The following is a 24136-nucleotide window of genomic DNA, read 5'->3' as shown; positions in this document are numbered from 1 at the left end:
CGCTTAATGCGGCGTCAACGGGCGCCCCGCCAGCGGTCTCTCAGGCGGCGTTGCTCCGATCCCGAAATGCTTCCACCATCAACGGGTTAAGTCCGAGTTCTGTCAGCGCGTCTCGGGCGCGGGCATTGTCGAGCGCACGGCCGGCGAGCCGGTGGCCGCTGAGGCGGTCCGGCAGCGCGGTCAGCAGCGCGCCCTGACCGAGCCGGCGCGCCCACTCCTGCAGGTCCTGCGCCAGGAATCGGTAGCCGCCGACAGCCATCACGCCGGACGGCGGCGCGGTGATATTGACCGCGCCGGTCACGCGGTCGAGCCGCGCCGCGTAATCCGTATCGACGTAGTCGCGCGGCGGCGCCGCGATCAGGGAATCGCTCGGCGGTGGAGGCGGCGCATAGGCCGCGACCGGCACCATCGGCCCGCGCAGTCCCAACGTGCCGCGCGGCGTCAGCAATATCTCGCCCGCGATCGACGATCCCGGCAGGTCGCGCGGCGCCCCGTGGGGGCCCGGCTTGATCAGGGCCGGGGAGCCGTCTTCCGCGATCCGGCGGGCACCGAACAATCCGGCCTCGCCGAATAGATAGACATCCGTCAGCGTCGCCTGTTGCGCGGCCCAGCCCGCGCTGGAGCCGACCTGCTCCGGGGTCCGCCACAGGCCGATGACGTTGCGCAGGCTCGGCATCCGCGCGCCGAGGTCCAGTTCGTCCAGCCGCAGCGCCAGTTGGGCAGGTGCGATCAGCGTGTCGCAGGCCTGCTCGTTGATCTGCTGTTCCAGCACCTCGTCGTCGAACGGATGGTGCAACACCAGTGTTCCGCCCGACAGCAGCCAGATCGCCAGCGACGAGGCGAGGCCGGCAAATGACATCGGCGAGAAGGCCGATAGGATCGTTGCGCCCTGCGGCAAGTCGCTTTCGAGCGACATGGCAAGGCCGCCCGCAATCAGGCCGAGATGGGCGCGCGGGACCGGCCGAAAACCGTCCGCGGTGACATCGAAGGAAATCAGCGCCGCCTTGCGGCCGTCCTGGACCACGGCCCGCGTGGTCGGGGATTCCCGGAAGATGGCGTTGTCGAGCGAGGCCATGCCTTCGGGCAGCTCGCCGCCGAAGCCGCAGACATGGCGGATCGAGAACGCTTCGGCAGCAGCGTTCATGGCGAGATCCGAGTAGATCACGCCGTCGACCTTGCCCGAGGTCACGATCGCTCGCGCGGCGGTGCGGTTGAGCGCCATGGTCAATTCCGACTGCCGCCAGAGCAGCGGCAGCACCGCGACGACGAGGCCGGCGCGGAAAGCGGCGAGCACGGTGAGCGCGAATTCGATGGTGTTCGGCAATTGAACCGCGATCACGGAATTGGACGGCAAGCCGGATTCAATGAAGTGCGCGGCCAGCGACGAGATCATACGGTCGGCCTGCGCGAAGGTAAGACGCTTCGGCGGCTGGCCGGTGATGCGCTGCTTGTTGGGGGGATCGACCAGCGCCAGCGCGTCCGGCTGCCGTGCCAGGTTCCGTTTGAACAACGTATCGAGCGTTGGCGAAGCGGTGGGCTGGGTCACGGCGTTACTTCGGCTCTGTCACGGAGGTTGGATCGCTTGGCGGGTTCACTTCATTTCCGGCTTCTGCCACCAGGTTTCCGGCAGATAGCCCGTCAACGCGGTCGCTGTAGGTTGTTCTATCCGATTCCACCGCGCAATCCATTGCTCCTGCACGTTAAACACTGGAATTGCGTAGAAGCCCGACATCAGGACGCGGTCGAGGGCCCGCACCGCGGAGACGAAAGGCGGACGTTCGCGCGCCTCGAGCAGGGCAGCGATCATGGCATCGATCGCGGGCTCCTTGGCCCCCATGTAATTCCGGGTGCCGGGAATGTCGGCGGCCTGGCTGCCCCAGTAGAAGGACTGCTCGTTGCCGGGGGATAGCGACTGGTCCCAGCGGTTCTGCAGCATATCGAACTCGTAGCTCAGCCGGCGCTGGTCGAACTGCACGGGGTCGACCGCGCGGACGCTGGCCTCGATGCCGGCGCGCTTGAGGTCGCGCTGATAGGAAAGCGCAATCCGCTCCTGGTCGCGCGTCGTCACCAGGATTTCGAAGGTGAGCGGCGTCCTGGACGAACGCTGCCGCAGCACGGCCCCATCGAGATCGTAGCCGGCTTCCGACAGCAATTTGAGCGCGCTGCGCAGCGTCGTGCGATCGCGGCCCGATCCGTCGGTGACGGGCAGGCGGTACGTGCCATCGAGAATATCCGGCCGGATCCGTGCCGCGAACGGCTTCAAGAGTTCGCGCTCGCGCTCGTCGGCCGGGCGGGCGTAGGCGGATAGTTCGGACCCTGCGAAGAAGCCCGCCGCACGCGCATAGAGTCCGAAAAAGTAATTGCGGTTGACCCACTCGAAATCGAACAGCAGCGTCAGGGCCTGCCGCACGCGGATGTCTGAAAACACCGGACGCCGCGTGTTGAACACCAGGAATTCCGAGGGCTGCGGCATTCCGGTCTTGATGGTATCGCGGATCACTTCGCCGTTGCGAGCGGCCGGAAAATCGTAACCGTCATGCCAGCGCAGCGGCTCGTGCTCGGCGCGAAAGTCATAGAGGCTACGCTTGAATGCCTCGAACTGGCCGTTGGACTCGCGATAGAAGTCGAGCCTGATCTCGTCGAAGTTCCACAATCCGCGATTCACCGGCAGGTCGCGGCCCCAATAGTCGGGATTGCGGGTCAGCGTGACGCTGGCGCCGGGCTTAACGGCGGTGACGCGATAGGGGCCGGAACCGACTGGTCCGGTCATCGTGGTTTCCTCGAACGTTGCCGGATCGACCGCATGCTTCGGCAAGACGGGCATCAGCCCGAGGATCAGCGGCAGCTCGCGGTCGTTGCCGCCGCCGAAATCGAACCGCACGGTGAGCGGATCGGGTGCTTCGGCCTTTACCACTTTGGAATAATACTGGCGGTGATTGGGGCGCCCCTTGTCGCGCAGCAAGGCCCACGAAAACAGGACGTCCTCCGCCGTGACTGGCTTGCCGTCGGCGAAGCGCGCCCGCGGGTCGAGGTGGAACGAGACGTAGCTGCGCGCGTCGTCGGTCTCGACGGTTTTGGCCAGCAAGCCATAGAGCGTGAAAGCCTCATCGTTGCCGCGCGCCATCAGACTCTCGACCACAAAGCCCCTGATCTGCTGAACCGCGAGGCCGCGGACGATCAGGGGGTTGAGGCTGTCGAAGGTTCCCAAGGCGCCCCAGACCAGCCGTCCGCCCTTCGGCGCTTCGGGATTGGCGTAGGGCATATGCGTGAAACCGGCGGGAAGAGCAGGCGCACCGTGCATCGCCAGCGCGTTGCTTTCGGCCGCTCTGGTTTCGTGGACCGGCGCGAGCGGCGTCACAGCCAGCGCCAGGGCAATGCCCGCGAGCACACGCAGGCGGATACGACCGAAGCGGGTCATAGACGGGCAGGTATCTGATTCGAAAATGCGCACGAAGAAAGCTTTACCATAGGCTTCGGCCTCGGCCTGCGAGGAACCCCCAAAGATGCTTGTCGGCATTGATCTTTTCGTCTGCCGCTGTATTGAAGGCGGGCAGTTGATGACCGCGGGAACGCCGGTCACGTATCCGCCTCAATTGCCAACGAGACAGCCGCCCCAGCGCGGGTTGGTGTCGGTGCCTGTAGCGGTTTCGGGCGCTCCGGTTCAGAAAGGGTTTTCCGCAATGAATTTCCGTATCTTCGCCGCGTCGATTCGGCCGCGTGGGCAGGTCTTGGCCCTGTTGGCGGCCTCGGCATTGTCGGCAACGTTGATCGCGTCGGGCGCGCAAGCTCAGCAGCCCGCGCCAGCGCCCGGGGCCCCGAAGGCCGCCCCGGCGCCTGCCGCTCCGAAAGCGCCGCCGAAGGCTGCTCCCAAGGGTCCCGCCGGCGCTCCCGCGGCACAAGCCCCTCCGGCTGGCGCTCCTGCCGGCGCCGCCCCGCCCCAGGAGCAGCAGGTCCAGCTAATCTACGCGCCCTGGACCAAGTTCTGTCTCAAGGGTCAGGAAGCCGGCGCCAAGCAGGTTTGCTTCACCGGCAAGGACGGCCGCATCGAGTCGGGCCAACCCGTCATCGCCGCCGTCATCATCGAGCCGGAAGGCGAGCCGAAGAAGCTCCTGCGCGTGACCTTGCCGCTCGGCATGCAGCTCGTGCACGGAACCCGGATCATCGTTGATAACAATCCGCCGCAGCAGGGCCCCTATGTGATCTGCTTCCAGAACGGCTGCATGTCGGACTACGAAGCAACCCCCGAGCTGATCGCCAACTTGAAGAAGGGCCAGAATCTGGTTGTTCAGGCGATCAATTCCAACGGCGCGCCGCTGACGCTGCCGCTGCCGCTCGCCGGTGAATTCGCCAAGGCCTTTGACGGTCCGCCGACTGATCCGAAGCAGTTCGAGGAAAACCAGAAGAAACTGCAGGAAGAGCTGCAGAAGCGTGCTGAGGAGCAGCGCAAGAAGCTGGAGGGCACCCAGCCGGGCGCCACTGCAAATCCGGCGGCGAAGTAACAGCCGCGCCATTCGACAAAACAAAAGGCGCCCGACCGGGGCGCCTTTTTCCTTGCCGGAAGAAGAATGCTAGTTGAGCGACGGGTTGCGCGGGCGGTAGCCGCCGGACTTGTCCTTCACGAAAATCTCGGCCACCTGCGAGTGCCGGATCGGCTCGCCGGAATCGTCCGGCAGCAGATTTTGCTCGGAGACGTAGGCGACGTATTCGGACTCCGAGTTTTCCGCGAGCAGGTGATAGAACGGCTGATCCTTGTCAGGCCGAACCTCCTCTGGGATCGACAACCACCATTCCTCGGTATTGTTGAATTCCGGATCGATATCGAAAATCACGCCCCGGAATGAAAACACCCGGTGGCGGACGATCTGCCCGATCTGAAATTTGGCGGTGCGCGCTTTGATCATATCCCGTCGAATAGACCATGATTGTGGCCGATGCTAGGGGCAATAGGACGAATTAACCTTTACGCGTGGTGGCCATATCCGGCGCCATCTCCCCAAAATCACTGACGAAAAGACGCTTTACGAGATGGTCGACATCCTCAACCTCGCGCTCCCCTATTTCGGCCTGATCTTCATCGGCTTTGCCTGCGGCAAGACCCGAGGGCTGCCGGAATCTGGCCTCGCCTGGATGAACTTCTTTCTGCTCTACGTCTCGCTGCCGGCCTTGCTATTCCGCATCATGTCGGAGACGCCATTTTCCGAACTGAACAACCCGCCGTTTCTGATCGCAACCACGCTGGCGACCGTGAGCGCCTTCGTGCTTGCCATGGTGGCAGGCCGCATCATCGGCGAACTGTCGCTGCGCAAGGCGACGATGGCGGGCCTTGCCGGAGCCTACGGCAATATCGGCTATATGGGCCCCGGGCTGGCGCTGGCGGTGCTCGGAGCCAAGGCAGCGGCGCCGACCGCGTTGATCTTCTGCTGCGACAGCATTTTCCTGTTCACGATCGTGCCGCTGCTGATGGCGCTGAGCGATCGCAAGCATCCGTCGCTCCTGTACGCCATCGGCATCGCCGCGCGGCAGATCGTGCTCAATCCGCTGATCATGTCGGCCGCCGCGGGAGCGCTTGTCGCGGCGTTGCACATTCAAGTGCCGGTCGCCATCGACAGGACCTTGCTATTTCTCCAGAACGCGGCGGCGCCGACGGCGCTGTTCGTGCTCGGCGTCACCGTGGCACTGCGGCCGTTCGATCGGGTGCCCTGGGAAGTGCCCGGCGTGATCGCGATCAAGCTCCTGATCCATCCGCTCATCGTATTCGGGCTGATGCTGCTTTTTGGCCCGTTCGCGCAGCCCTGGGCCGCGACCGCCGTACTGATGGCCGCGCTGCCGCCGGCGCTGAACGTGTTCGTGATCGCCCGGCAGAACAATACCTGGATCGAGCCGGCGTCGGTGGCCGTCCTGATCGGAACCTTCGCCTCCGTGGTCACGCTGACCAGCGTGATGTGGTTCATCCAGAGCGGGCGGCTGGTGTTTCCGTAAGCGTGGCGCGGAGACACAAAATCGCGAAAACAACCCCATGCAAAGTAGAGTGAGCCAGGTTCGCAGCCCTCGCGCTGGCGTCCGGAGCTAGCTCACGCGCTTCCAGGTCGGCGCCAGCCCCTCGCGCATGGCAAGCCGCCGCAGCGGGCCGAACGAGGCGAGGAGGTGCATACCGGCCGCGCGCAGCGATTGCATCGGCAGGAAATCGCTAAGCAATGAACGGTTGGCGACGTCGATCGCGATCAGCCGGCTTGCGACGTCGGCACGGCGCGCGGATTGATAGCGCGCCAGTACGGCCGGCGCCCCCGGATCCTCGCCGAGCGAGATCGCATTGCCGGCGATATCGGCGATATCGGCCGCATCGCGCAATCCCATGTTGAGGCCTTGGGCGCCGATCGGCGGCACCACGTGGGCGGATTCGCCGACCAGCGCGACACGATGGCTGGCGAATTGCTCGGGACGCTCGATCGTCAGCGGAAACAGGTTGCGCCCGGCTTCCACCTGGACGCGGCCGAAAATGGAGTGCGATTGTCTTTCCGTGGCTTCCGACAATTCCTCGTCGCCAAGCGAGATCAGCCGCTCCGCTTCTCTGGTTTCCGAGACCCACACCACGCTGCAGCGGTTGCCGGGCAGGGGCACGAATACGCATGGACCTTGCGCGGTGTGAAACTCGGTGGAGATGCAGTTGTGCGGTCGAGAATGGGAAATGTTGAAGGTAAGCGCCGACTGATGAAGGTCGCGACGGCTGGTCTTGATGCCGGCCGCCTCGCGGGACGGTGATTGCCGGCCGTCTGCGCCGATCACCAGCCGCGCGAAAAGCTGCTCGCCCTTGCCGGTACGGATGGCGACGATCGCATCCTGCGGGTCGATTGCGGCGGCCTCATCGTCAAATCGAGTCAAATTGGAAAGTTCGGCGGCGCGCTCTTCAAGGGCAACCATTAACGATCGGTTGTCGATGTTGTAGCCGAACTGTTCGAGACCGATCTCGTCCGAGGAAAACCGCACCTCGGGCGCGCGGATTAGCCGGTCGGTGTCGTCGACAAGGCGCATGATCCGCAAGGCGGCAGCCCTGTCCTGGCAGCGCGGCCAGACCTCGAGACGTTCGAGCAGCTCGGTGGAAGCCCCCAACAGCGCCGTGGTGCGGTTGTCGGCATAGGGGGCGCGGCGGGCGAGCAGGGCGGTTCTCGCGCCGGTAGCGGCCAGCGCGACGGCTGCGGTCAGGCCCGCTGGCCCGCCGCCGATCACGGCAGCGTCATAAACTTGAGATGCGTCATTCATATCGGGACAATTGACGCTCGGGCTGGCATTTTCAAGTCATCAACCGGCCGAAATGTTTCCGCTCAATCGCGCGGCGGAACGCCGCAAAGCGCCGATATGCAAATCGGGGCGATTCCTGATAGCACTGCCGGAGCAATGGACCAGACCACAGAGCCAGATTCCGTCCCCACCAGCCGAATGCGGACCGCCGCATTCGCCGTACACATTTTCACGGCACTGGGCGCGGGCGTCGCGCTGCTGGCGATGCTCGAGGCCGTCCGCGAACATTGGGCCAATATGTTCGGCTGGCTTGGCGTCGCCCTGATCATCGATGCCATCGACGGGCCGCTGGCGCGAAAGCTGGATGTCGTGCGGCTGCAGCCGAACTGGTCGGGCGACGTGCTCGATCTCGTCGTCGATTTCGTGACCTACGTCTTCGTTCCGGCCTATGCCATCACCGCGAGCGGGCTGCTGCTGCCGGTGGCGGCGCCGCTACTCGGCATCGGCATTATGGTTTCCGGTGCGCTCTATTTCGCGGACCGGCGCATGAAGGCGTCCGACAACCACTTTCGCGGCTTTCCGGCGCTGTGGAACGCGGCGGCGTTTTATTTGTTCTTGCTGCACTTGCCGCCGGCACTCTCGACTCTTGGAATTGCAATCCTGATCGCGCTCACATTCGCCCCGTTTCATGTGCTGCATCCGATCAGGGTGGTGCGGCTACGCTGGCTGACCCTGTGGCTGATGGCCATTGGAGCCGTGCTGGCGATCTATACGCTGAGCTGCGATTTCAACGTGGGCGCTCCCATCGTCGCCGCGCTGTGCGCCATTGCGGCTTACGTAATAGGAAGTGACGCCGTGATCCGGCAAATCAAGTCGTTCAAGGCATGATGGAATTATTGACGAGCCCGGAAGCCTGGGCGGCGCTGTTGACATTGACGGCGCTGGAAATCGTGCTCGGCATCGACAACGTCATTTTCATCTCCGTGATCGTCTCGCGCATCCCGCCGGCGCAGGCCAAACGCGCGCGTCAAATCGGCTTGCTGCTGGCACTGGTGTTCCGCATCCTACTGCTCACCCTGCTGGTGTGGCTGATCGGCCTGACGGAGCCGGTCATCACGATAAGAAATGTCGAACTGTCCTGGCGGGACATCATCCTGATTGCCGGTGGAGCCTTCCTGATCGCGAAGGCGACGCATGAAATTCATGGCGAGGTCGAGGCGAGCGATGGCGAGCTCGATGCCGAACCCAGGGCCAGCGCATTCTTCTGGGTGATCGTGCAGATCATCATCATCGACATCGTGTTCTCCCTGGACTCGATCATCACCGCGATCGGTATGGCGCAGGATCTGGAGATCATGATCGCCGCCGTCGTGATCGCATGCGTCGTCATGTACGTCTCGTCGGGTCCGGTGGCCCGGTTCGTGGCCAATCACCCGACCACCAAGATGCTGGCACTGGCATTCCTGGTGCTGATCGGCGTGGCGCTGGTGGCGGACGGATTCCAATTCCATATCCCGCGCGGCTACATCTATTTTGCCATGTTGTTCGCGGCCGCGGTCGAAATGTTCAATGTGCTCGCCAGGCGCAACCGCAGAAAAGCCGCCGCCAAATAGGCGTTTTTCGACCGATCAGTTGACAAGGCGACGGCGATGGCTTTCGTTTCGCTTCGTAGCTGGGGCGTTCAGCAAATACCGAGGGAGAGACTGTCATGACCAAGGCTGTGCGCGTGCACAAGGTGGGGGGACCGGAAGCCCTGGTGTATGAGGACGTCGAGGTCCCGGCGCCGGGGCCGGGTGAGGTTCGCCTCCGCCAGCATGCCGTCGGGCTGAACTTCATTGACGTCTATTTCCGCACCGGTCTCTACAAGGCGCCGGGGCTGCCGTTCATTGCCGGCAATGAGGCCGCCGGCGAGGTCCTGGCCGTGGGCCCGGGCGTTACCAATTTTCATCCCGGTGACCGCGTGGCCTATTATTTCACGCTCGGCGGCTACACCAGCGAGCGGGTGATCCCGGCCGACAAGCTGGTCAAGCTGCCCGACCACATCACCTATGAGCAGGGCGCCGTCCTGATGCTGAAGGGGCTGACGGTCTGGTACCTCCTGCACAAGACCTTCAAGGTCGAACCCGGCCATCGCGTGCTGATCCATGCCGCCGCGGGCGGCATCGGCCTGTTGGCCTGCCAATGGGCCAAGGCGCTCGGCGCGCATGTGATTGGCACCGTCGGCTCCAAGGCCAAGGCCGATCTCGCTCTCGCCAATGGCTGCGATCACGTTATCCTCTATAACGAAGAGGACTTCGTCGCACGCGTGAAACAGATCAGCCGCAACGAGCTCTGCGACGTCGTCTATGACGGCGTCGGCAAGACCACTTTCCCGGGCTCGCTGTCGTGCCTGCGGCCCCGCGGCCTGTTCGTGAGCTTCGGCAACGCCTCCGGTCCGGTGCCGCCGTTCCCGCTTGCCGAGCTCAACAATCACGGCTCGCTGTTTGCCACCCGGCCCAAGCTCAATGACTATGTCAGCACCCGCAAGGAGCTGCTTGAAGGCGCCGACACGCTGTTTGCCGCCGTCATCAACGGCAAACTGCACGTGCCGATCAATCATGCCTACGCGCTGAAGGATGCGGCGAAGGCGCATATCGAGCTCGAGAGCAGGGCGACCACGGGGGCTGCGATCCTGCGGCCGTGAGTCTCTCCGCCGTCATTGCGAGGAGCGAAGCGACGAAGCAATCCATATCTCCACTCGTGGCACGATGGATTGCTTCGCTACGCTCGCAATGACGATCGGACTACGCCACCCGCCTTGCCGCACCTGTCTTGACCAGGATCGCATCAAGGCAATCGATCATCAGCGATATCTCCTCGCGCGTGACGTTGAGCGCCGGCATGAAGCGGAGCGCATCGGGCTGCGGCGAGTTGATGAGCACGCCGTCCGCGAACGCTTCGGCCACGATCGCGGCACCGATCGGCAGCTTCAGATCGAGCGCCAGCAACAGTCCACGGCCCCGGACTTCGCCGAGCCCGTGACGCGCGGACAGTTTCTGCAGCTCGCTTTCCAGAAGCAGGCCGGCATCCGCAGCCGCTTTCAGAAATTCCGGCTTCGAAACCTCCTCAAGCACCGCAAGCCCCGCAGCGCACATCAACGGATTGCCGTTGAACGTGCCGCCCTGGTCGCCATGCTCGAAGCAGGAAGCATGCTCGGTCGCGAGCAAGGCGGCCAGCGGCACGCCGCCGCCAATACCCTTGCCGAGGGTCATGATGTCGGGCTCGATGCCGGCATGTTCATAGTGAAACAGCTTTCCAGTCCGGCCCATCCCCGTCTGGATTTCGTCGACGATCAGCAGCAGGCCGTGCTCTTTCGTCAGTGCGCGCAACTCCTTCATGAATTGATCGGTTGCCGGCCAGACGCCGGCTTCGCCCTGGATCGGCTCCAGCATCACCGCGACCGTATTGTCCGATATCAGCGCCTTCACCGAATCGAGATCGTTGAGCTTGGCTTTGCGGAAGCCTGACACTTTCGGCTCGAACAGCGGCTCGAACGCCTTTTTGCCCGATGCAGACATGGTCGCGAGCGTGCGGCCGTGAAATCCGCCTTCGAAGGTGATGATTTCGAACGCGCCGTTCTTGTATTTCGTGCCGTATTTCCGCGCGAGCTTGATGGCGCCTTCATTGGCCTCCGCGCCGGAATTGGCGAAGAACACCTGATCGAAGCAGCTCTTCTCGCGAAGTGCTTGCGCGAGTTTCAGGCTGGGGCCGTTGTAGAAGGCGGGGCTTGGCGTCAGCAGCAGTTTTGCCTGCGCGGCAAGCGCTTCGGCGACGACCGACGGCGAATGGCCGAGGCAGTTGACGGCCCAACCCTGCATGAAATCGAGGTAGCGCTTGCCGGCGTCATCCCAGAGATACGCGCCTTCGCCGCGAACGAACACGGCCTGCGGGCGCGCGGTGATGTTCATCAGCGCGTCGAACGGATGGGCAGCATGGGTCATGTCGATCTCCTCAGGGGTTTGGGGGAAGGGGCAGGCCGAAACGCAAGAAGGCCGCACTTTGAGGGTGCGGCCTTCTCGAAAACTTGGCTGAAACTAGCTAATCAGCGTTGTCGTCGGACACGGCGCGACCCATCATCGTCGACAGAGCGACGACGCAGGCAGGCGCGGCGGTTGGTCCGGTTCAGTTTCATGGCGATGGCCCATACAGCCGAACGGTGCGCCATGTCAAGCCGCGTCCGGTGTTCAGAATCCCGCGACGCTGCCGTGCAGGTCATACTGATCCGACCGCTCGATCTTCGCGGTGACGATCTCGCCGACCTTCAGCGGGCGGCGGCTGGAAAGATAGACCGCTCCATCGATCTGCGGCGCGTCGGCTTTTGAACGACCCCTTGCGACCGTCGGTCCGACCTCGTCGACGATGATCTGCTGTCTCGTGCCGACCTTGCGCTTGAGACGGCGAGAGGAGATTTTCTGCTGCCGCGCCATCAGCGCGTTCCAGCGCTCCTGCTTGATCTCGTCGGGCACGGCATTGCCGATCGCGTTGGAAGCGGCGCCCGCCACCGGCTCGTATTTGAAGCAGCCGAGACGATCGATCTCGGCCTCTTCCAGCCAGTCGAGCAGATAGGCGAAGTCGGAATCGGTCTCGCCGGGGAAACCGACGATGAAGGTCGAGCGCAGCGTGAGTTCAGGACATTCCTCGCGCCACTTCTTGATCCGCGCCAGCGTCTTTTCCTGCGCGGCGGGGCGCTTCATGGCTTTCAGGACGTCCGGGCTCGCATGCTGGAAGGGAATATCGAGATAGGGCAGGATCTTGCCCTCGGTCATCAGCCCGATGACTTCATCGACGTGCGGGTAGGGATAGACATATTGCAGCCGCACCCAGGCGCCGAGGTCGCCGAGTTCCTTGGCGAGGTCGAAGAATTTGGCGCGGACCTGGCGGTCCTTCCAGGGGCTTTCGGAATACTTCACGTCGACGCCATAGGCCGACGTGTCCTGCGAGATGACCAGCAATTCCTTGACGCCGGCTGCGACGAGCCTTTCCGCCTCGCGCAGCACGTCATTGGCCGGACGCGACACCAGGTCGCCGCGCAGTTTTGGGATGATGCAGAAACTGCAGCGGTTGTTGCAGCCTTCGGAAATCTTCAAATAGGCGTAGTGGCGCGGCGTCAGCTTGACGCCCTGCGGCGGCACCAGATCGAGGTGCGGATTATGGACCGGCGGCAGGGCCCGGTGCACGGCCTCCAGCACGCTCTCATATTGCTGCGGGCCCGATATCGAGAGCACGCCCGGATAGGCCGCCTCGATCTGCTCGGGTTCCGCGCCCATGCAGCCGGTGACGATGACCTTGCCGTTCTCCGCCATCGCCTCGCCGATGGCGCCAAGCGATTCCTGCTTGGCGCTGTCGAGGAAGCCGCAGGTGTTGACGATCACGATGTCGGCGCCGTCATGCTTGCGGGCCAGCTCATAGCCTTCGGCGCGCAGCCGGGTGATAATGCGCTCGGAATCCACCAGCGCTTTGGGGCACCCAAGGGAAACAAAGCTGACTTTGGGCGCAGCGGCCTGTTGCATATTTCATCTGCCTGATTGATCGGCACGAGCTAGTCCTAATTGCCCATAATTACAAGGCTTTGCGCCAGCTTCTGACGTGCTATGGATGCCCGGCCGGGGTATGAGTTGATCGATGAGCGCTGAGTCGTCGCCGAAAATCGTCATTGTCGACGAAAGTCCGATCCGGGCCGCAATCCTGGAAGAGGGGTTGCGGGAGGCGGGCTTTACCGGCGTTGTGCATATCAGCGAAATGCAGAGCCTGCTGGCACGGATCTATGCGCTCGACCCGGACGTCATCCTGATCGACCTGGAAAACCCCAGCCGCGACGTTCTGGAACAGATGTTCCAGGTCAGCCGCGCGGTACGGCGGCCGATCGCGATGTTCGTCGACCAGAGCGATGCGGCCTCGATCCAGGCCTCCGTCGATGCCGGCGTTTCCGCCTATATCGTGGACGGCCTGAAGAAAGAACGGATCAAGCCGATCCTCGACCTCTGCATTTCCCGCTTCAACGCCTTCTCCAAGCTGCAGGACGAACTCGACCGCACCAAGTCGGCGCTCGAGGAGCGCAAGGTGATCGACCGCGCCAAGGGAATCCTGATGAAGGTGAAGGGCCTCACCGAAGAGGAGGCCTATGTGCTGATGCGTTCCACCGCGATGCGCGAGAAGAAGAAAATCGGCGAGATCGCGCAGTCGATCCTGACCGCGTCGGAGCTGCTGAAATGACGACACCGCTGCATATCGGCTTCATTCCCCTGGTCGACGCGGCCGCGCTGATCATCGCCGTCGACAAGGGCTTTACGGCCGCCGAAGGGCTCGACGTCACGCTGGTGCGTGAAGTGTCGTGGTCCAACGTCCGCGACAAGCTCAATATCGGCATGTTCGACGCGGCGCATCTGCTGGCACCGGTGGCGATCGCCTCGAGCTTGGGGCTCGGCCACGTCAAGGTGCCGATCGTTGCGCCATTCAATCTGGGCCTCAATGGCAACGCGATCACGGTATCGCCGGCGCTGCACGCCGCAATCATGAGCGAGATCGACGGCGATCCGCTCGATCCCATGGCCACGGCACTGGCGCTCGCCCGCGTCGTTGCCGCCAGGCGCAAGAGCGGCGCGGAACCGCTGACGTTCGGCATGACGTTCCCGTTCTCCACCCACAATTACCAGCTCCGGTTCTGGATGGCGGCGGGCGGGGTCGATCCCGATGAGGATGTTCGCCTCGTGGTGCTGCCGCCGCCCTACATGGTGGACAGCCTCGCCAATGGCCATGTCGATGCGTTCTGCGTCGGCGCGCCCTGGAACTCGGTCGCGGTCGATCTCGGCGTCGGCCACATACTGCATTTCGTCTCTGATATTTTGGTGCGCGCGGCCGAAAAGGTTCTCGCGGTCAGGCAAAGCTGGTCGGAAAAGAATCCGAACGCGCTGGCTGCGCTGATCCGCGCGGCTGCCCACGCCGCCGAATACATCGAGGAGCCCGGAAACCGCGCCGAGACCGCCGATGTCCTGGCGCGGCCCGACCGGCTTGGCGTCGGCGCCGAGGTGATCCAACGCACCCTCGACGGCCGACTGAAGATTTCACCGGACGGCCAGCGGCGCGAGAGCGGCCGCTATCTGCTGGTCGGGCGCGAAGGGGCGGGCCGGCCCGATCCGGCGCAGGCCGCCTGGCTTTACGCCCAAATGGTACGCTGGGGACAGACACAGATGCGGCCCGATGCGCTGCGGACCGCCATGGCGGTCTTCAGGCCCGAACTCTACGACGCCGCCATGGGACGTCCGGGGGCGGCTCCCGACGCGCCTGGTGCCATCGGCGCCTTTGCCGGCCCCGCATTCGACCCCGCGGATATCGCCGGGCATCTGGCGGCTTTCAAGATTGGGCATTGGAAGCCGTAAGCCAGTCGATTGAAGAAATATTGGGCAATTGCACTGGCCGCCCAGTTCTTAAGCAGATTGCTCAGAATGCAACTATGAAGCTTGCTTCATAGTTTCGAGTTCCTCGTTGGAACAGATTGAAACTCCAAGACATTCGTCGCGACTCCATTTGGCACGCAACTTGTATGGTGCAGTGCGGTCGGCTCGTCGCAGATGCCTGCTGACCTACGTCCAAGATGGATTTCCGCAGCAACGAAGCTGGTCGGACCGCATACCCAGAATCACAGCCCGGCACCACGCCTGGCCGATTCTCCTGGGCGGTCCATCCCATTCGTTGACGCCACCAATCGTGGCCGCAGGAGCTTCGTCGCGCATGAAAATTGAACCGATTACAGTCGACTTTACCGACGAGCAGAAGCGCTACCTCGAAGGCTTTACCGCAGGTTTGCAGATCAGCCGGGTCGGGCGCGGCCTCGGTAACGCGGGAAAGGCGAATGCCGAACCAACGGGGCCGGATGCCGCCCATATCAAGGCGCAGGACAAGGTCACGGCCTCCGGCAAAAAGCTCGCCGATCCGGAGAAGTTCAAGCGCGAGGAGCATCCGTTCGATGCCTATCCCCGGCTGAAGCAGCAGGCGCTCGACAACGCGCCGCCGAACCCCGCAGATAATTTCCGCTGGCGCTACTACGGCCTGTTCTACGTCGCGCCGGCGCAGGATTCCTACATGTGCCGCCTCAGGATTCCGAACGGCATCCTGAAGCACTGGCAGTTTTCGGGATTGGCCGATTTCGCCGAGCGGCTATGCGGGCCGTTCTGCCACGTCACCACGCGCGCTAACTTGCAGGTGCGCGAAATTCCGCCCAAGCATGCGGTGGCTTTGATCGAGGGCATCCAGGATCTGGGCCTGTGTTCGCGCGGCACCGGCGCCGATAATATCCGCAACGTCACGGGCACGCCGACGGCGGGGATCGACCCGCAGGAACTGGTCGACACCCGCGAATATGCCCGCGAGTGGCACTACCACATCCTCAACGATCGCTCGCTGTATGGCCTACCACGCAAGTTCAATGTCGCTTTCGATGGCGCCGGCAAGATCGCCGTGCTGGAAGACACTAACGACATCGCGTTCACCGCGGTCGAGGTGAAGGACGGCTTTGGCGCCGAGCCCGGCATCTGGTTTCGCTTGGGGATCGGCGGCATCACCGGTCACAAGGATTTTGCCAAATATAGCGACATCATCGTGAAGCCGGCCGATGCCACCAGAGTGGCGGATGCCATCGTGCGCATCTTCATTGAGCTGGGCGACCGCACCAACCGCAACAAGGCGCGGCTGAAATATGTGCTCGATGGGATGGGGCACGAAAAATTCCACGCGCTGGTCGAGGAGCGGCTCGGCAAGCCCTTCACCCGCGTGCCGCCCGAAGCGCTGGCACCGCGGCCGGCCTCGGATCGCACGGCGCATATCGGCGTGCACAGGCAGAAACAGGTGGGGCTGAACTGGATCGGCGTGTCGCTGCCACTCGGCAAGATCACGTGTGAGCAGATGCGGGGGCTGGCCAAAATCGCGCAGGATCTTGGCGACGGCGATATCCGCCTGACGGTGTGGCAGAACCTGCTGATTCCGGGCGTGCGCGACGAGAACGTCGAGCTTGCGGTCGCCGCGATCAAGAAGATCGGTCTCGCGGTCGAGGCGTCGCAAATCCGGGCCGGGCTGATCGCCTGCACCGGCAATGCCGGCTGCCGATTTGCGGCGGCGAATACCAAGCGCCATGCCGCCGAAATCGGCGACTGGTGCGAGCCACGCGTCGACATCGAGACGCCGATCAACATCCACGTCACCGGCTGCCATCATTCCTGCGCGCAGCACTACATCAGCGATATCGGGCTGATCGCCGCGAAAGTGGATATTGGCGAAGATGCCGATCCCGTCGAGGGCTATCATCTCTTCACCGGCGGCGGCTTCGGACCCGACGCCGATGTCGGGCAGGAGGTCTATCGCGACGTCAAGGCCGAGGATGCGCCGAGGACGGTCGAGAAATTGCTGAAGGCCTATCTTACGCATCGCGCATCACCCGATGAAACGTTCCTGACCTTTGCGCGCCGCCATGACGGCGAGACGCTGCGCAAGCTGGCCGATGCCCAGGTCACTGACGCTCAGGTGTCCTCATGAATCAGATCACGCCTCCACCCAAGGTCGAGATCATTCCCTCGAACGCGCCATTCTCCGAAGCGCAGCGCTCCTGGCTGAACGGGTTCTTTGCCGGGCTCCTGTCCGATGCGACGCCGTTGTCGGCCGAACAAGGCGCTGAAGTCATGCAGGGCGCGGTCGGCGATGGCGATGACGGCGAAGCGCCGTGGCACGACCAGACCATGCCGATCGCCGATCGCATGAAGCTTGCCGAGGGCCGGCCGTTGCGGCGGCGGATGATGGCGGCAATGGCACAGCAGGACTGCGGTCAGTGCGGCTATGACTGCCATAACTATTCGGAAGCGATTGCGAACAAGAGCGAAGCGCGGCTCAACCTCTGCGTCCCCGGCGGCAAGGAAACCGCGCGGATGCTGAAGTCGCTTTATGAGGAGATCGACAAGGCACCCGCACCGTCATCGGCGCCCGCGACAGCAGCGGCCGCGGTTGCGCCGGCGGCTCCAGGCGAGCCCGGCCGCTCGCGCGACAATCCCGCAAACGCAAGATTCCTGTCGCGGCGACTGCTCAACGGCAAGGGCTCGGAGAAGGAGACCTGGCATATCGAGTTCGATCTCTCCGGATGTGGCCTCGACTATGTCGTGGGCGATTCGTTCGGCATCTTTGCGCGCAACGACATCGGCCTGGTCGACCAGATCATCGCACTTCTGGGCGCATCGCATACGACGGAGGTGAGGGGAAAGACGCTGCGTGAAGTATTGCGCGACGACGTCTCACTGTCGCCTGCGCCGGATTCACTGTTCGAGTTGATCTCGTACCTGACCGGCGGCGCGCTACGCGAGAAAGCCCGCGCGCTGGCGCAGGGCGAAGATCCCGACGGCGACGCGGCGACGCTCGACGTCATGGCGGTATTGCAGAAGTTCTTCCGCATCGGCCCGCATCCCGAGGCCTTTGTCGAGGCGCTGGAGCCATTACAGCCGCGGCTTTACTCGATCTCGTCGTCGCACAATGCGACGCCCGGAAAGCTGTCGCTGACCGTCGACTGCGTGCGTTATGTGGTCAACAAGCGTCGTCGTTTGGGACTGGCCTCGACATTCCTTGCCGAGCGCATCAGTCCCGGCGACGAGGTCAAGGTCTATGTACAGAAGGCCCATGGCTTCGCGCTGCCGCAAGACCCGAAGACCCCAATCATCATGGTCGGCCCTGGGACGGGTATCGCGCCGTTCCGCGCCTTCCTGCTCGATCGCCGCGCCACCGGCGCACCCGGCAAGAACTGGCTGTTCTTCGGCCATCAGCGCAGCGATTGCGACTTCTTCTATGCCGACGAACTCAATGCGATGAAGACGTCGGGCCTCCTGACGCGGTTGTCACTGGCGTGGTCGCGCGATGGCAACAAGAAATTTTACGTACAGGACCGCATGCGCGAGGTTGGCCGCGAGGTATGGACCTGGCTTGCCGAAGGCGCCCATGTCTACATCTGCGGGGATGCCAAGCGGATGGCCAAGGACGTCGAGCGCGCGCTGGTCGACATCGTCGCCCAATTCGGCGCCCGAACCACCGACGAGGCCGTCAGCTTCGTCGGGGAACTCAAGAAAACGGGCCGGTTCCAGCAGGACGTTTACTAATCCGGGCTCCAACCCCCTCAAATCGGCCCGAATAAAATTCTCGCTCTGGTCGGAAAGAAGGGAAATTTCCCCTCGAAATGGAGCGCGCCGGAGCGCCCCCATCGCTATTTCGGCGGATACCTTGCATCGGTGCGCGATCGATATTCCATATGCACTCCATGCTGCGTTGGAGATCGACCATGCGCGAACTATCGGCGGAAGCCCGCCTGCACCTTTACGCACGCTCGGTGTCCCGCCGTTCCGGCACCGGCTTTCACACCGCCGCGCTCTACAGCGCGTTCGCGCTCATTGCCGCCATCGTGTTCGGTACGCTGTCGGTCCATCCGTTCTGAGATCAACGTGCCGTCTTGAACGGCGCGACCGTAATCCCTGCATCCTTCAACGCCTGACGCACGCCGCGTGCGATGTCGACTGCACCCGGCGTGTCGCCATGAATGCAGACGGTGTCGGTGCGCATCTTGATCACCTTGCCGGTGACCGACACCACCGCGCCGTCCTGCACCATCCGCACCACGCGATCGGCGATTTGTTTGGCATCGTGCAGCACGGCGCCGGGCTTCTTGCGCGACACCAGTGAGCCATTGTCTTCATAGGCGCGGTCGGCAAACACCTCGTGCACCATCGGCAAATTGGCGGCCTCGCCGGCCTGCACCAGCTTGGAATTGGCGAGCACCACGAAAATCAGATTGGGGTCGACCGCCTTGATGCCGTTGGCGATGGCTTTTGCGGTCATGTCGTCCTCGCAGGCGACGTTGGAGAGCGCGCCATGCGCCTTGACGTGGGTAACCTTGTAACCGGCCGCGGTCGCAATCGCCTGCAGCGCGCCGATCTGGTAGGCGATGAGGTTCTCGATCTCCGAAGACTTGAGGCCCGGGATCGGGCGCCGACCGAAGCCGTGCAGGTCGCGATATCCAGGGTGCGCGCCGACACTAACGCCGCGCGCTTTCGCCAGTTCGACCGTGCGGCGCATGATGTCGGGATCGCCGGCATGAAAGCCGCAGGCGACGTTCACCGACGTCGCAAGCTCGATCATGGCGGCGTCATTGCCCATTTCCCACGCGCCAAATCCTTCGCCGAGATCGCAATTGAGGTCGATGGTTGTCATGTTGTCCGTCCGCTTCTCGTAGTGGATTGGTGCTCAGTCCGGGCCCGCTATGTCGGCCATCGATACCGCGTGCCAGGTTCCGGCATCGACCGCGCTGACGGCGTGGCCCGCGACATTGGCATCGTGCAGCGCGTCGATGTTGAGATCAACGCTTTCGATTGCGCGCAGCCGCTCGGGCAGGGTGCGCAACAGTTCCGCAAATTTGCGCGCTTCGGCCTGCGCTTCCGCCATGCTGACGGCGCGAAAGCGAAAGGCGCGCCCGGCGGGGATCTGTGCCAATCGCCCGAGGTCGGCCGAAATCACCGTTGCGATCTTGGGATAGCCGCCGCTGGTGCCGCGATCCGGCATCAGCACGATCGGCTGGCCATTACCGGGCACCTGCAGGCTGCCGTTGACGGTGCCGTCGGAGACGATGTTATGGCCGTGGAGGTGCTTGAGGGTGGGGCCTTCGAGCCGGTAACCCATGCGGTCGCTGGTCGCCGATATCTTCCATTCGCTGTCGACAAACAGCTTTTTGGTCTCATCGGTGAATTCGTCGTCCTGTGGACCCCAGACCATGCGGATCGGCGCGTCGGTTGCCACCGGCAATTCGATCCGCCGTTCCACCGCGCCGCTAGCGGCCTTCGCCGGTAGCTCGTCGCCGGCCTGCAGTGGGCGAGGATAGGGACTACCGAGGCCTGCGCGGGCATTGACGGCCAGGCTGCCGAACATCGGCTCGCCGGCAATACCGCCTTCAATCGCGAGATAGCTGAACGCGCCGCCGCGGGCAAAGCCGAGCGTCAGCGTCTCGCCATCGGCGATGGCTGCGGATGTATCCGATGCCACGGCGCGGCCGGCGATATCGGCATTGCGCGGGGCTCCCGTCAGCGCGACGCGCACCGCGCCGCCGCGCGCGGTAAATTTCGCCCCGAACGGGCCGACTTCGACGGCCGCCGTGAACGGCTCATTGCCAACCAGCGTGTTGGCTGCCGCCAGCGCCAGCCGATCCATTGCGCCACTCGGCACCAGGCCGTAGCGCTGGGCGCCGGAACGTCCGCCGTCCTGTACCGAACTCGCCGGGCCGATCGATGCGATGACGAGCTTGCTCATGTGGCGATCTGCTCGGCAATGAATTCGCCGGCTTCGGCGGCTCGATCCTGCTCCGCAAAGGTCTTGGCATCGACGGGCGTGAAGGTGACGTTGTCGCCGGGCTCCAGCAAAAAAATCGGATCGCGGTGAAGCTGGTAGGTGCGAACGGCTGTCCGCCCCAGAAGATGCCAGCCGCTCGGGCCGGCGAGACACTGTACGCCGGTCTGCACCCCACCAATCGAGATGGTGCCGGCCGGCGTCAGCAAACGCGGATTTTGCCGGCGCGGCATATGTAGGCTATCCGCAAGCCCGCTGAGATAGGACCAGCCGGGCGTAAAGCCGATCATCGCGACCCGGTAGTCGCCGGCGACGTGCCGCGCCACGATCTCCTCAGGCGTGGTGTTGAGGGTTTTTGCGACGTCCTCGAGGTCGATACCGTGCTCGCCGCCATAGACCACCGGAATGCGCCAGCGCCGGGTTTTTGTCGTCGCCGGTACCGGGAGCTGCGCGAGCGCGAGAATCCTTTCGCCAAGCTTGTCGAAATCGATCTGGACCGGATCGTAGTGGACCAGCAGCGAGCGATAGGTCGGCACCGTCTCGGTGATACCTGCGATCGGCTCAGCAGTCAGCGCACGGTCGAGCGCCAGCACCCGCCGGTTGGCGGCATCGTCAATGTTGCGGCTGAATTCCACCGTGATGGCGCTGTCGCCACTCGGCAACAGGCGGGGCGGGGGTAGCGTTGCGGCCATGGCCTCTAAACTGTCTCGCGGCTCTCGTGAGCTCTCGTGCTAGCCTCAACCTCTAGCGTGTTTTGGACGCGAGTGGAATTCGCTTCGCGCGAAATCCGCCAGTAAGTTCAATAAATTAATCTGCAGTCCGACGATAAGATGTTATGATCGCGCTTCTTTCCACCGACCCTTGACGCGATGTCTGCGCTTCGCAAGATGCGCTACCTTTCACCTATCCTCCGGAGCCTGCATTCCAGATGTCCCTGTCCCCCGAAGCCATCGCAACCCTGTCCGGCGTCTCGACCGCCACCATCACCACCGTGCTGCTCAAGAAGGGCCTGCGAAACGTCTGGATGCGCGGCACCAAGCCGCTGCGGCCGGGGCAGCCGCGGCTGGTCGGACCGGCCTTCACGCTGCGCTTCGTGCCCGCGCGCGAAGATCTCGCCACGCCTGAATCCTGGTCGTCGCCGATTTCGACCCGCACTGCGATTGAAGCCATGCCGAAAGGCTGCATCGCCGTGGTCGATGCCATGGGCATCTCTGATGCCGGCATCTTCGGCGACATCCTCTGCGCCCGCATGGTCAAGCGCGGCGTTGCGGCGCTGATCACCGATGGCGTGGTGCGCGATGTCGAAGGCGTGCTCGGCACCAATCTCCCGGTCTGGTGCGACGGCTTCGCCGCGCCGCCTTCCGTGGCGGGGTTGACCTTCGTGGGCTGGGGCGAGCCGATCGGCTGCGGCGGAGTCGCGGTGTTCCCGAACGACATCGTCGTCGCCGACCAGGACGGCGCCGTGCTGATCCCGCAGGCCCTGCTCGACCATGTGCTGGCCGAAGGGCCGGAGCAGGAACGGATGGAAGCCTGGATCGTCAACGAGGTGAACAACGGCGCGGCATTGCCCGGCCTCTATCCGATGAACGCCGAGACCAAGGCGCGCTACGCCGCGACGAAGAAATAACTTCAACAGGCAGAGGCAACTCCATGGAAATCCATCTCGCGGGCTCCCGGCCAACGCGCCGGGCGCCGACCGAATATTTCACCGGCACCGTGCTGCAGGATCCGATCATCCAGACCGAGGCGCCGGCACGGCTGGCCTCGACGCGCGTCTCCTTTGAGCCCGGCGCGCGCACGGCGTGGCATACGCATCCGCTGGGTCAGACGCTCTACGTCATCTCGGGGGTCGGACGGGTGCAGGCCAAGGGCGGTCCGATCAGGGAAATTCGCCCCGGTGATGTCGTCTGGATTCCGCCCGGCGAGAAGCACTGGCATGGCGCCTCGCCGACCAACGCCATGACCCACCTCGCCATGCAGGAAGCGCTCGACGGTAGCTACGTGACCTGGATGGAACATGTGACGGACGCGGAATATTCCGAGAAGGTCGGCTGAGTTCCTGCCGCTTCACATCCGCTGCGCGGTCCAGGTGCCGGAGCAGAGGGCCGCGCGCCATGTGCCCGATCCCGACGTGCCCGTGAGAACGCCGGAGCCGACGGCTCGCTTCATGCCGCTTGCAAGGGTCACGCGGATGGCGCCGGCCTCCGCGACGCGGCCGGAGGCCGTGACAGCCGCGTTGTGCGAGGCGATCTGACCATTGTTGATGCCGATCGAGACCGAGGCGCCGCTGCTGCAGGCGGCGTTCGACGAAGCGATCTGCACATTCCAGTCGCCGTCGAATGTTGCGGCTGCGGACGGCGTCGTGGTGGCCAACACGGCAAGTAGCGAAACGGCGACAGCAGATTTGCGAAGAGTTCCCATGGCGTGCCCCTGTTGTTTGGACACGTCCATAGTTCCATAGCCGCTCCAAGGCGACCGTGACTGTCATCACGCGCGGGACGTGGGAAGATCTCAAAGAAGGACTCCGTCCAACAGCGTCACGGTCGTCAAAATGACGCGAGGAGTCAGTTGACGCGGGTCCAGGTCTGGCCGCCGCAGAACATGCCGCCGAAGGCGCAGCCCTGAACGCGCAGGCTGTCGGTGCCCCTGAGCGCGATCGTGGAATCGTAGGTGCTGCCGGTATTCGGATCGAAAATCCGACCGCTCCACTTGTCCTTGCCGGGCTTCATGTTGATCAGGACCTGCTCGCCGTTCTGGTTCGACTTCTTGTCGACGGAATAGCCGCAGAGATTGGGGCCGCACGGTTCGATCCGCACCTTGCCTTCCTTCTCCTCGGTCAGCCAAACGCCGAGCGGTGAGTTCGCAGGCGGCGCCGCCGAATCTGCCGGAGCCGCGGCCTGTTTCTGTTGCGGCGGCGGTGGCGCCGGCGCAGCAACGGGAGCTGGTGCTGGCGGGACTGCCGGCGCGGCGTTCTGTGGCACTGGGGGAGCAGCGGGCGCTGCCGCCGCAGGCGCGGGGGCGTCAGTCGGCGCCACGGCTGTCGTTGTGCTCGATGGCGCTGCCGTTGCCGCGGCGGGAGCGGCCGGAGCAGGGGCAGCAGGTGCCGGCGCAGTCGCAGGGGCAGGGGCAGCCGCTTGCTCCGCTGGTGCCGGCGCGGTCGGCACTGGCGCAGTCTCGGGGGTGGCCTGCGGGGCGGTCTTTGCCTGCTGCGGAGCCTTCCTGGTCGGACGATCAAGATCGCCTTCCTCGCCACGCGCGCGTTTGGTCTTCTTGCCGGTATTGTCGTAGACGCCGGGAATAGAAACGGTGCCGCGATCGGGATCGATCGTGATGGTGCGGCCGCCATACTCGAAAGTGTACTGCGCCTGTGCAGCGGTGATGGTGCCAGCCAGCAAGAGCGCGGCGATAGCGAGGCACTTCTTCATTATAACGACCTCCTGAACAGGGAATCCGGATTCCCGCAGCTACTACGCAGCGGCAGCTTCACTCAACGTGATCCAGATCACTT

The 24136-nt window shown here is 63.9% G+C and carries 23 protein-coding genes; 12 read left to right on the top strand and 11 right to left on the bottom strand.

The features are described from left to right. Nucleotides 1-40: 40 nt before the first annotated feature. Both V1290_RS01940 and V1290_RS01935 read right to left on the bottom strand, forming a co-directional pair. Nucleotides 41-1546, bottom strand: coding sequence for a class I adenylate-forming enzyme family protein (locus tag V1290_RS01940; protein ID WP_334362740.1), 1506 nt, complete (start codon nucleotides 1544-1546; stop codon nucleotides 41-43). 45 nt (nucleotides 1547-1591) lie between these two features. After that, nucleotides 1592-3418, bottom strand: a complete 1827-nt coding sequence (locus V1290_RS01935) for an extracellular solute-binding protein (protein WP_334368907.1) — start codon at nucleotides 3416-3418, stop codon at nucleotides 1592-1594. A 262-nt stretch (nucleotides 3419-3680) separates the two neighbouring features. Here V1290_RS01935 and V1290_RS01930 point away from each other — a divergent pair, with 262 nt between their 5' ends. Next, entirely contained in the window at nucleotides 3681-4499 is an 819-nt protein-coding gene (locus tag V1290_RS01930; RefSeq protein WP_334362739.1) for an invasion associated locus B family protein, read from the top strand. Between the two features lie 69 nt (nucleotides 4500-4568). Here V1290_RS01930 and hspQ read toward each other — a convergent pair whose 3' ends face one another. Next, the gene (hspQ, locus tag V1290_RS01925) at nucleotides 4569-4901 is read right to left on the bottom strand and encodes a heat shock protein HspQ (protein ID WP_028346018.1); all 333 of its coding nucleotides are present in this window, start codon (nucleotides 4899-4901) and stop codon (nucleotides 4569-4571) included. A gap of 124 nt (nucleotides 4902-5025) precedes the next feature. On the opposite strand from hspQ, the gene V1290_RS01920 reads away from it, so the two are divergent. Then, entirely contained in the window at nucleotides 5026-5979 is a 954-nt protein-coding gene (locus V1290_RS01920) for an AEC family transporter (RefSeq protein ID WP_334362738.1), read from the top strand. Nucleotides 5980-6066: 87 nt separating this feature from the next. Here V1290_RS01920 and V1290_RS01915 read toward each other — a convergent pair whose 3' ends face one another. Continuing rightward, nucleotides 6067-7257, bottom strand: coding sequence for a UbiH/UbiF family hydroxylase (locus V1290_RS01915; RefSeq protein WP_334362737.1), 1191 nt, complete (start codon nucleotides 7255-7257; stop codon nucleotides 6067-6069). A gap of 135 nt (nucleotides 7258-7392) precedes the next feature. On the opposite strand from V1290_RS01915, the gene pcsA reads away from it, so the two are divergent. From pcsA to V1290_RS01900, 3 genes are all read left to right on the top strand, one after another. Next, the gene (gene pcsA / locus V1290_RS01910) at nucleotides 7393-8124 is read left to right on the top strand and encodes a phosphatidylcholine synthase (protein ID WP_334362736.1); all 732 of its coding nucleotides are present in this window, start codon (nucleotides 7393-7395) and stop codon (nucleotides 8122-8124) included. Further along, nucleotides 8121-8849, top strand: a complete 729-nt coding sequence (locus V1290_RS01905; protein WP_334362735.1) for a TerC family protein — start codon at nucleotides 8121-8123, stop codon at nucleotides 8847-8849. The genes pcsA and V1290_RS01905 overlap by 4 nt, the downstream gene beginning before the upstream one ends. 95 nt (nucleotides 8850-8944) lie before the next feature. Continuing rightward, nucleotides 8945-9919 carry a quinone oxidoreductase family protein gene (locus tag V1290_RS01900; protein WP_334362734.1) on the top strand — a complete coding sequence of 325 codons (975 nt, stop codon included), beginning with the start codon at nucleotides 8945-8947 and terminating at the stop codon, nucleotides 9917-9919. A 100-nt stretch (nucleotides 9920-10019) separates the two neighbouring features. Here V1290_RS01900 and V1290_RS01895 read toward each other — a convergent pair whose 3' ends face one another. Together V1290_RS01895 and rimO are read right to left on the bottom strand one after the other, a co-directional pair. Continuing rightward, the gene (locus tag V1290_RS01895; protein ID WP_334362733.1) at nucleotides 10020-11216 is read right to left on the bottom strand and encodes an acetylornithine transaminase; all 1197 of its coding nucleotides are present in this window, start codon (nucleotides 11214-11216) and stop codon (nucleotides 10020-10022) included. Between the two features lie 243 nt (nucleotides 11217-11459). Next, nucleotides 11460-12785: a 30S ribosomal protein S12 methylthiotransferase RimO gene (gene rimO / locus V1290_RS01890; RefSeq protein ID WP_334362732.1), complete on the bottom strand. Its 1326-nt coding sequence runs from the start codon at nucleotides 12783-12785 to the stop codon at nucleotides 11460-11462. Nucleotides 12786-12897: 112 nt separating this feature from the next. Between rimO and V1290_RS01885 the strand changes: the two genes are divergently transcribed. From V1290_RS01885 to V1290_RS01865, 5 genes are all read left to right on the top strand, one after another. Further along, on the top strand, nucleotides 12898-13488 hold the full coding sequence (locus V1290_RS01885; protein WP_028346026.1) for an ANTAR domain-containing response regulator: 591 nt from the start codon (nucleotides 12898-12900) through the stop codon (nucleotides 13486-13488). Next, nucleotides 13485-14651 carry a CmpA/NrtA family ABC transporter substrate-binding protein gene (locus V1290_RS01880; protein WP_334362731.1) on the top strand — a complete coding sequence of 389 codons (1167 nt, stop codon included), beginning with the start codon at nucleotides 13485-13487 and terminating at the stop codon, nucleotides 14649-14651. The genes V1290_RS01885 and V1290_RS01880 overlap by 4 nt, the downstream gene beginning before the upstream one ends. A 352-nt stretch (nucleotides 14652-15003) precedes the next feature. After that, the gene (locus V1290_RS01875) at nucleotides 15004-16800 is read left to right on the top strand and encodes a NirA family protein (RefSeq protein WP_334362730.1); all 1797 of its coding nucleotides are present in this window, start codon (nucleotides 15004-15006) and stop codon (nucleotides 16798-16800) included. Continuing rightward, nucleotides 16797-18398: a sulfite reductase subunit alpha gene (locus tag V1290_RS01870; protein WP_334362729.1), complete on the top strand. Its 1602-nt coding sequence runs from the start codon at nucleotides 16797-16799 to the stop codon at nucleotides 18396-18398. The genes V1290_RS01875 and V1290_RS01870 overlap by 4 nt, the downstream gene beginning before the upstream one ends. A gap of 179 nt (nucleotides 18399-18577) precedes the next feature. Continuing rightward, nucleotides 18578-18730, top strand: a complete 153-nt coding sequence (locus tag V1290_RS01865) for a hypothetical protein (RefSeq protein WP_176721835.1) — start codon at nucleotides 18578-18580, stop codon at nucleotides 18728-18730. Nucleotides 18731-18732: 2 nt separating this feature from the next. Here the strand turns inward: V1290_RS01865 and V1290_RS01860 are convergent, their stop codons facing one another. From V1290_RS01860 to pxpB, 3 genes are read right to left on the bottom strand one after another with little or no spacing between them, the layout of a single operon-like run. Next, complete coding sequence (locus V1290_RS01860) at nucleotides 18733-19503, bottom strand: LamB/YcsF family protein (RefSeq protein WP_334362726.1); 771 nt, start codon at nucleotides 19501-19503, stop codon at nucleotides 18733-18735. Between the two features lie 33 nt (nucleotides 19504-19536). Continuing rightward, nucleotides 19537-20592, bottom strand: coding sequence for a biotin-dependent carboxyltransferase family protein (locus V1290_RS01855; protein ID WP_334362725.1), 1056 nt, complete (start codon nucleotides 20590-20592; stop codon nucleotides 19537-19539). Beyond that, nucleotides 20589-21320: a 5-oxoprolinase subunit PxpB gene (pxpB, locus tag V1290_RS01850; RefSeq protein ID WP_334362724.1), complete on the bottom strand. Its 732-nt coding sequence runs from the start codon at nucleotides 21318-21320 to the stop codon at nucleotides 20589-20591. The genes V1290_RS01855 and pxpB overlap by 4 nt, the downstream gene beginning before the upstream one ends. 236 nt (nucleotides 21321-21556) lie before the next feature. Between pxpB and V1290_RS01845 the strand changes: the two genes are divergently transcribed. Together V1290_RS01845 and V1290_RS01840 are read left to right on the top strand one after the other, a co-directional pair. Beyond that, complete coding sequence (locus V1290_RS01845) at nucleotides 21557-22255, top strand: ribonuclease activity regulator RraA (RefSeq protein WP_334362723.1); 699 nt, start codon at nucleotides 21557-21559, stop codon at nucleotides 22253-22255. 23 nt (nucleotides 22256-22278) lie between these two features. Beyond that, a complete protein-coding gene (locus V1290_RS01840; RefSeq protein WP_334362722.1) occupies nucleotides 22279-22683 on the top strand; it encodes a (R)-mandelonitrile lyase in 405 nt (134 codons plus the stop codon). A gap of 12 nt (nucleotides 22684-22695) precedes the next feature. Here V1290_RS01840 and V1290_RS01835 read toward each other — a convergent pair whose 3' ends face one another. Both V1290_RS01835 and V1290_RS01830 read right to left on the bottom strand, forming a co-directional pair. Beyond that, a complete protein-coding gene (locus tag V1290_RS01835) occupies nucleotides 22696-23049 on the bottom strand; it encodes a hypothetical protein (RefSeq protein ID WP_334362721.1) in 354 nt (117 codons plus the stop codon). Nucleotides 23050-23192: 143 nt separating this feature from the next. Then, nucleotides 23193-24053 carry a DUF2147 domain-containing protein gene (locus V1290_RS01830; protein ID WP_334362720.1) on the bottom strand — a complete coding sequence of 287 codons (861 nt, stop codon included), beginning with the start codon at nucleotides 24051-24053 and terminating at the stop codon, nucleotides 23193-23195. Between the last annotated feature and the right edge of the window lie 83 nt (nucleotides 24054-24136).

The sequence above is a fragment of the Bradyrhizobium sp. AZCC 1578 genome (genome assembly GCF_036924675.1).
In the GTDB taxonomy this organism is placed as follows: Bacteria; Pseudomonadota; Alphaproteobacteria; order Rhizobiales; family Xanthobacteraceae; genus Bradyrhizobium.
Note: the sequence above shows the minus strand (reverse complement) of the source record. Positions and strands in the feature narration are given on the sequence as shown.

Excerpts from the sequence above, each read along its gene's own strand:
- V1290_RS01935 (WP_334368907.1), bottom strand. The coding sequence starts at position 3,418 with ATGACCCGCTTCGGTCGTATCCGCCTGCGTGTGCTCGCGGGCATTGCC.
- V1290_RS01930 (WP_334362739.1), top strand. The coding sequence starts at position 3,681 with ATGAATTTCCGTATCTTCGCCGCGTCGATTCGGCCGCGTGGGCAGGTC.
- hspQ (WP_028346018.1), bottom strand. The coding sequence starts at position 4,901 with ATGATCAAAGCGCGCACCGCCAAATTTCAGATCGGGCAGATCGTCCGC.
- V1290_RS01920 (WP_334362738.1), top strand. The coding sequence starts at position 5,026 with ATGGTCGACATCCTCAACCTCGCGCTCCCCTATTTCGGCCTGATCTTC.
- V1290_RS01915 (WP_334362737.1), bottom strand. The coding sequence starts at position 7,257 with ATGAATGACGCATCTCAAGTTTATGACGCTGCCGTGATCGGCGGCGGG.
- pcsA (WP_334362736.1), top strand. The coding sequence starts at position 7,393 with ATGGACCAGACCACAGAGCCAGATTCCGTCCCCACCAGCCGAATGCGG.
- V1290_RS01905 (WP_334362735.1), top strand. The coding sequence starts at position 8,121 with ATGATGGAATTATTGACGAGCCCGGAAGCCTGGGCGGCGCTGTTGACA.
- V1290_RS01900 (WP_334362734.1), top strand. The coding sequence starts at position 8,945 with ATGACCAAGGCTGTGCGCGTGCACAAGGTGGGGGGACCGGAAGCCCTG.
- V1290_RS01895 (WP_334362733.1), bottom strand. The coding sequence starts at position 11,216 with ATGACCCATGCTGCCCATCCGTTCGACGCGCTGATGAACATCACCGCG.
- rimO (WP_334362732.1), bottom strand. The coding sequence starts at position 12,785 with ATGCAACAGGCCGCTGCGCCCAAAGTCAGCTTTGTTTCCCTTGGGTGC.
- V1290_RS01885 (WP_028346026.1), top strand. The coding sequence starts at position 12,898 with ATGAGCGCTGAGTCGTCGCCGAAAATCGTCATTGTCGACGAAAGTCCG.
- V1290_RS01880 (WP_334362731.1), top strand. The coding sequence starts at position 13,485 with ATGACGACACCGCTGCATATCGGCTTCATTCCCCTGGTCGACGCGGCC.
- V1290_RS01875 (WP_334362730.1), top strand. The coding sequence starts at position 15,004 with ATGAAAATTGAACCGATTACAGTCGACTTTACCGACGAGCAGAAGCGC.
- V1290_RS01870 (WP_334362729.1), top strand. The coding sequence starts at position 16,797 with ATGAATCAGATCACGCCTCCACCCAAGGTCGAGATCATTCCCTCGAAC.
- V1290_RS01865 (WP_176721835.1), top strand. The coding sequence starts at position 18,578 with ATGCGCGAACTATCGGCGGAAGCCCGCCTGCACCTTTACGCACGCTCG.
- V1290_RS01860 (WP_334362726.1), bottom strand. The coding sequence starts at position 19,503 with ATGACAACCATCGACCTCAATTGCGATCTCGGCGAAGGATTTGGCGCG.
- V1290_RS01855 (WP_334362725.1), bottom strand. The coding sequence starts at position 20,592 with ATGAGCAAGCTCGTCATCGCATCGATCGGCCCGGCGAGTTCGGTACAG.
- pxpB (WP_334362724.1), bottom strand. The coding sequence starts at position 21,320 with ATGGCCGCAACGCTACCCCCGCCCCGCCTGTTGCCGAGTGGCGACAGC.
- V1290_RS01845 (WP_334362723.1), top strand. The coding sequence starts at position 21,557 with ATGTCCCTGTCCCCCGAAGCCATCGCAACCCTGTCCGGCGTCTCGACC.
- V1290_RS01840 (WP_334362722.1), top strand. The coding sequence starts at position 22,279 with ATGGAAATCCATCTCGCGGGCTCCCGGCCAACGCGCCGGGCGCCGACC.
- V1290_RS01835 (WP_334362721.1), bottom strand. The coding sequence starts at position 23,049 with ATGGGAACTCTTCGCAAATCTGCTGTCGCCGTTTCGCTACTTGCCGTG.
- V1290_RS01830 (WP_334362720.1), bottom strand. The coding sequence starts at position 24,053 with ATGAAGAAGTGCCTCGCTATCGCCGCGCTCTTGCTGGCTGGCACCATC.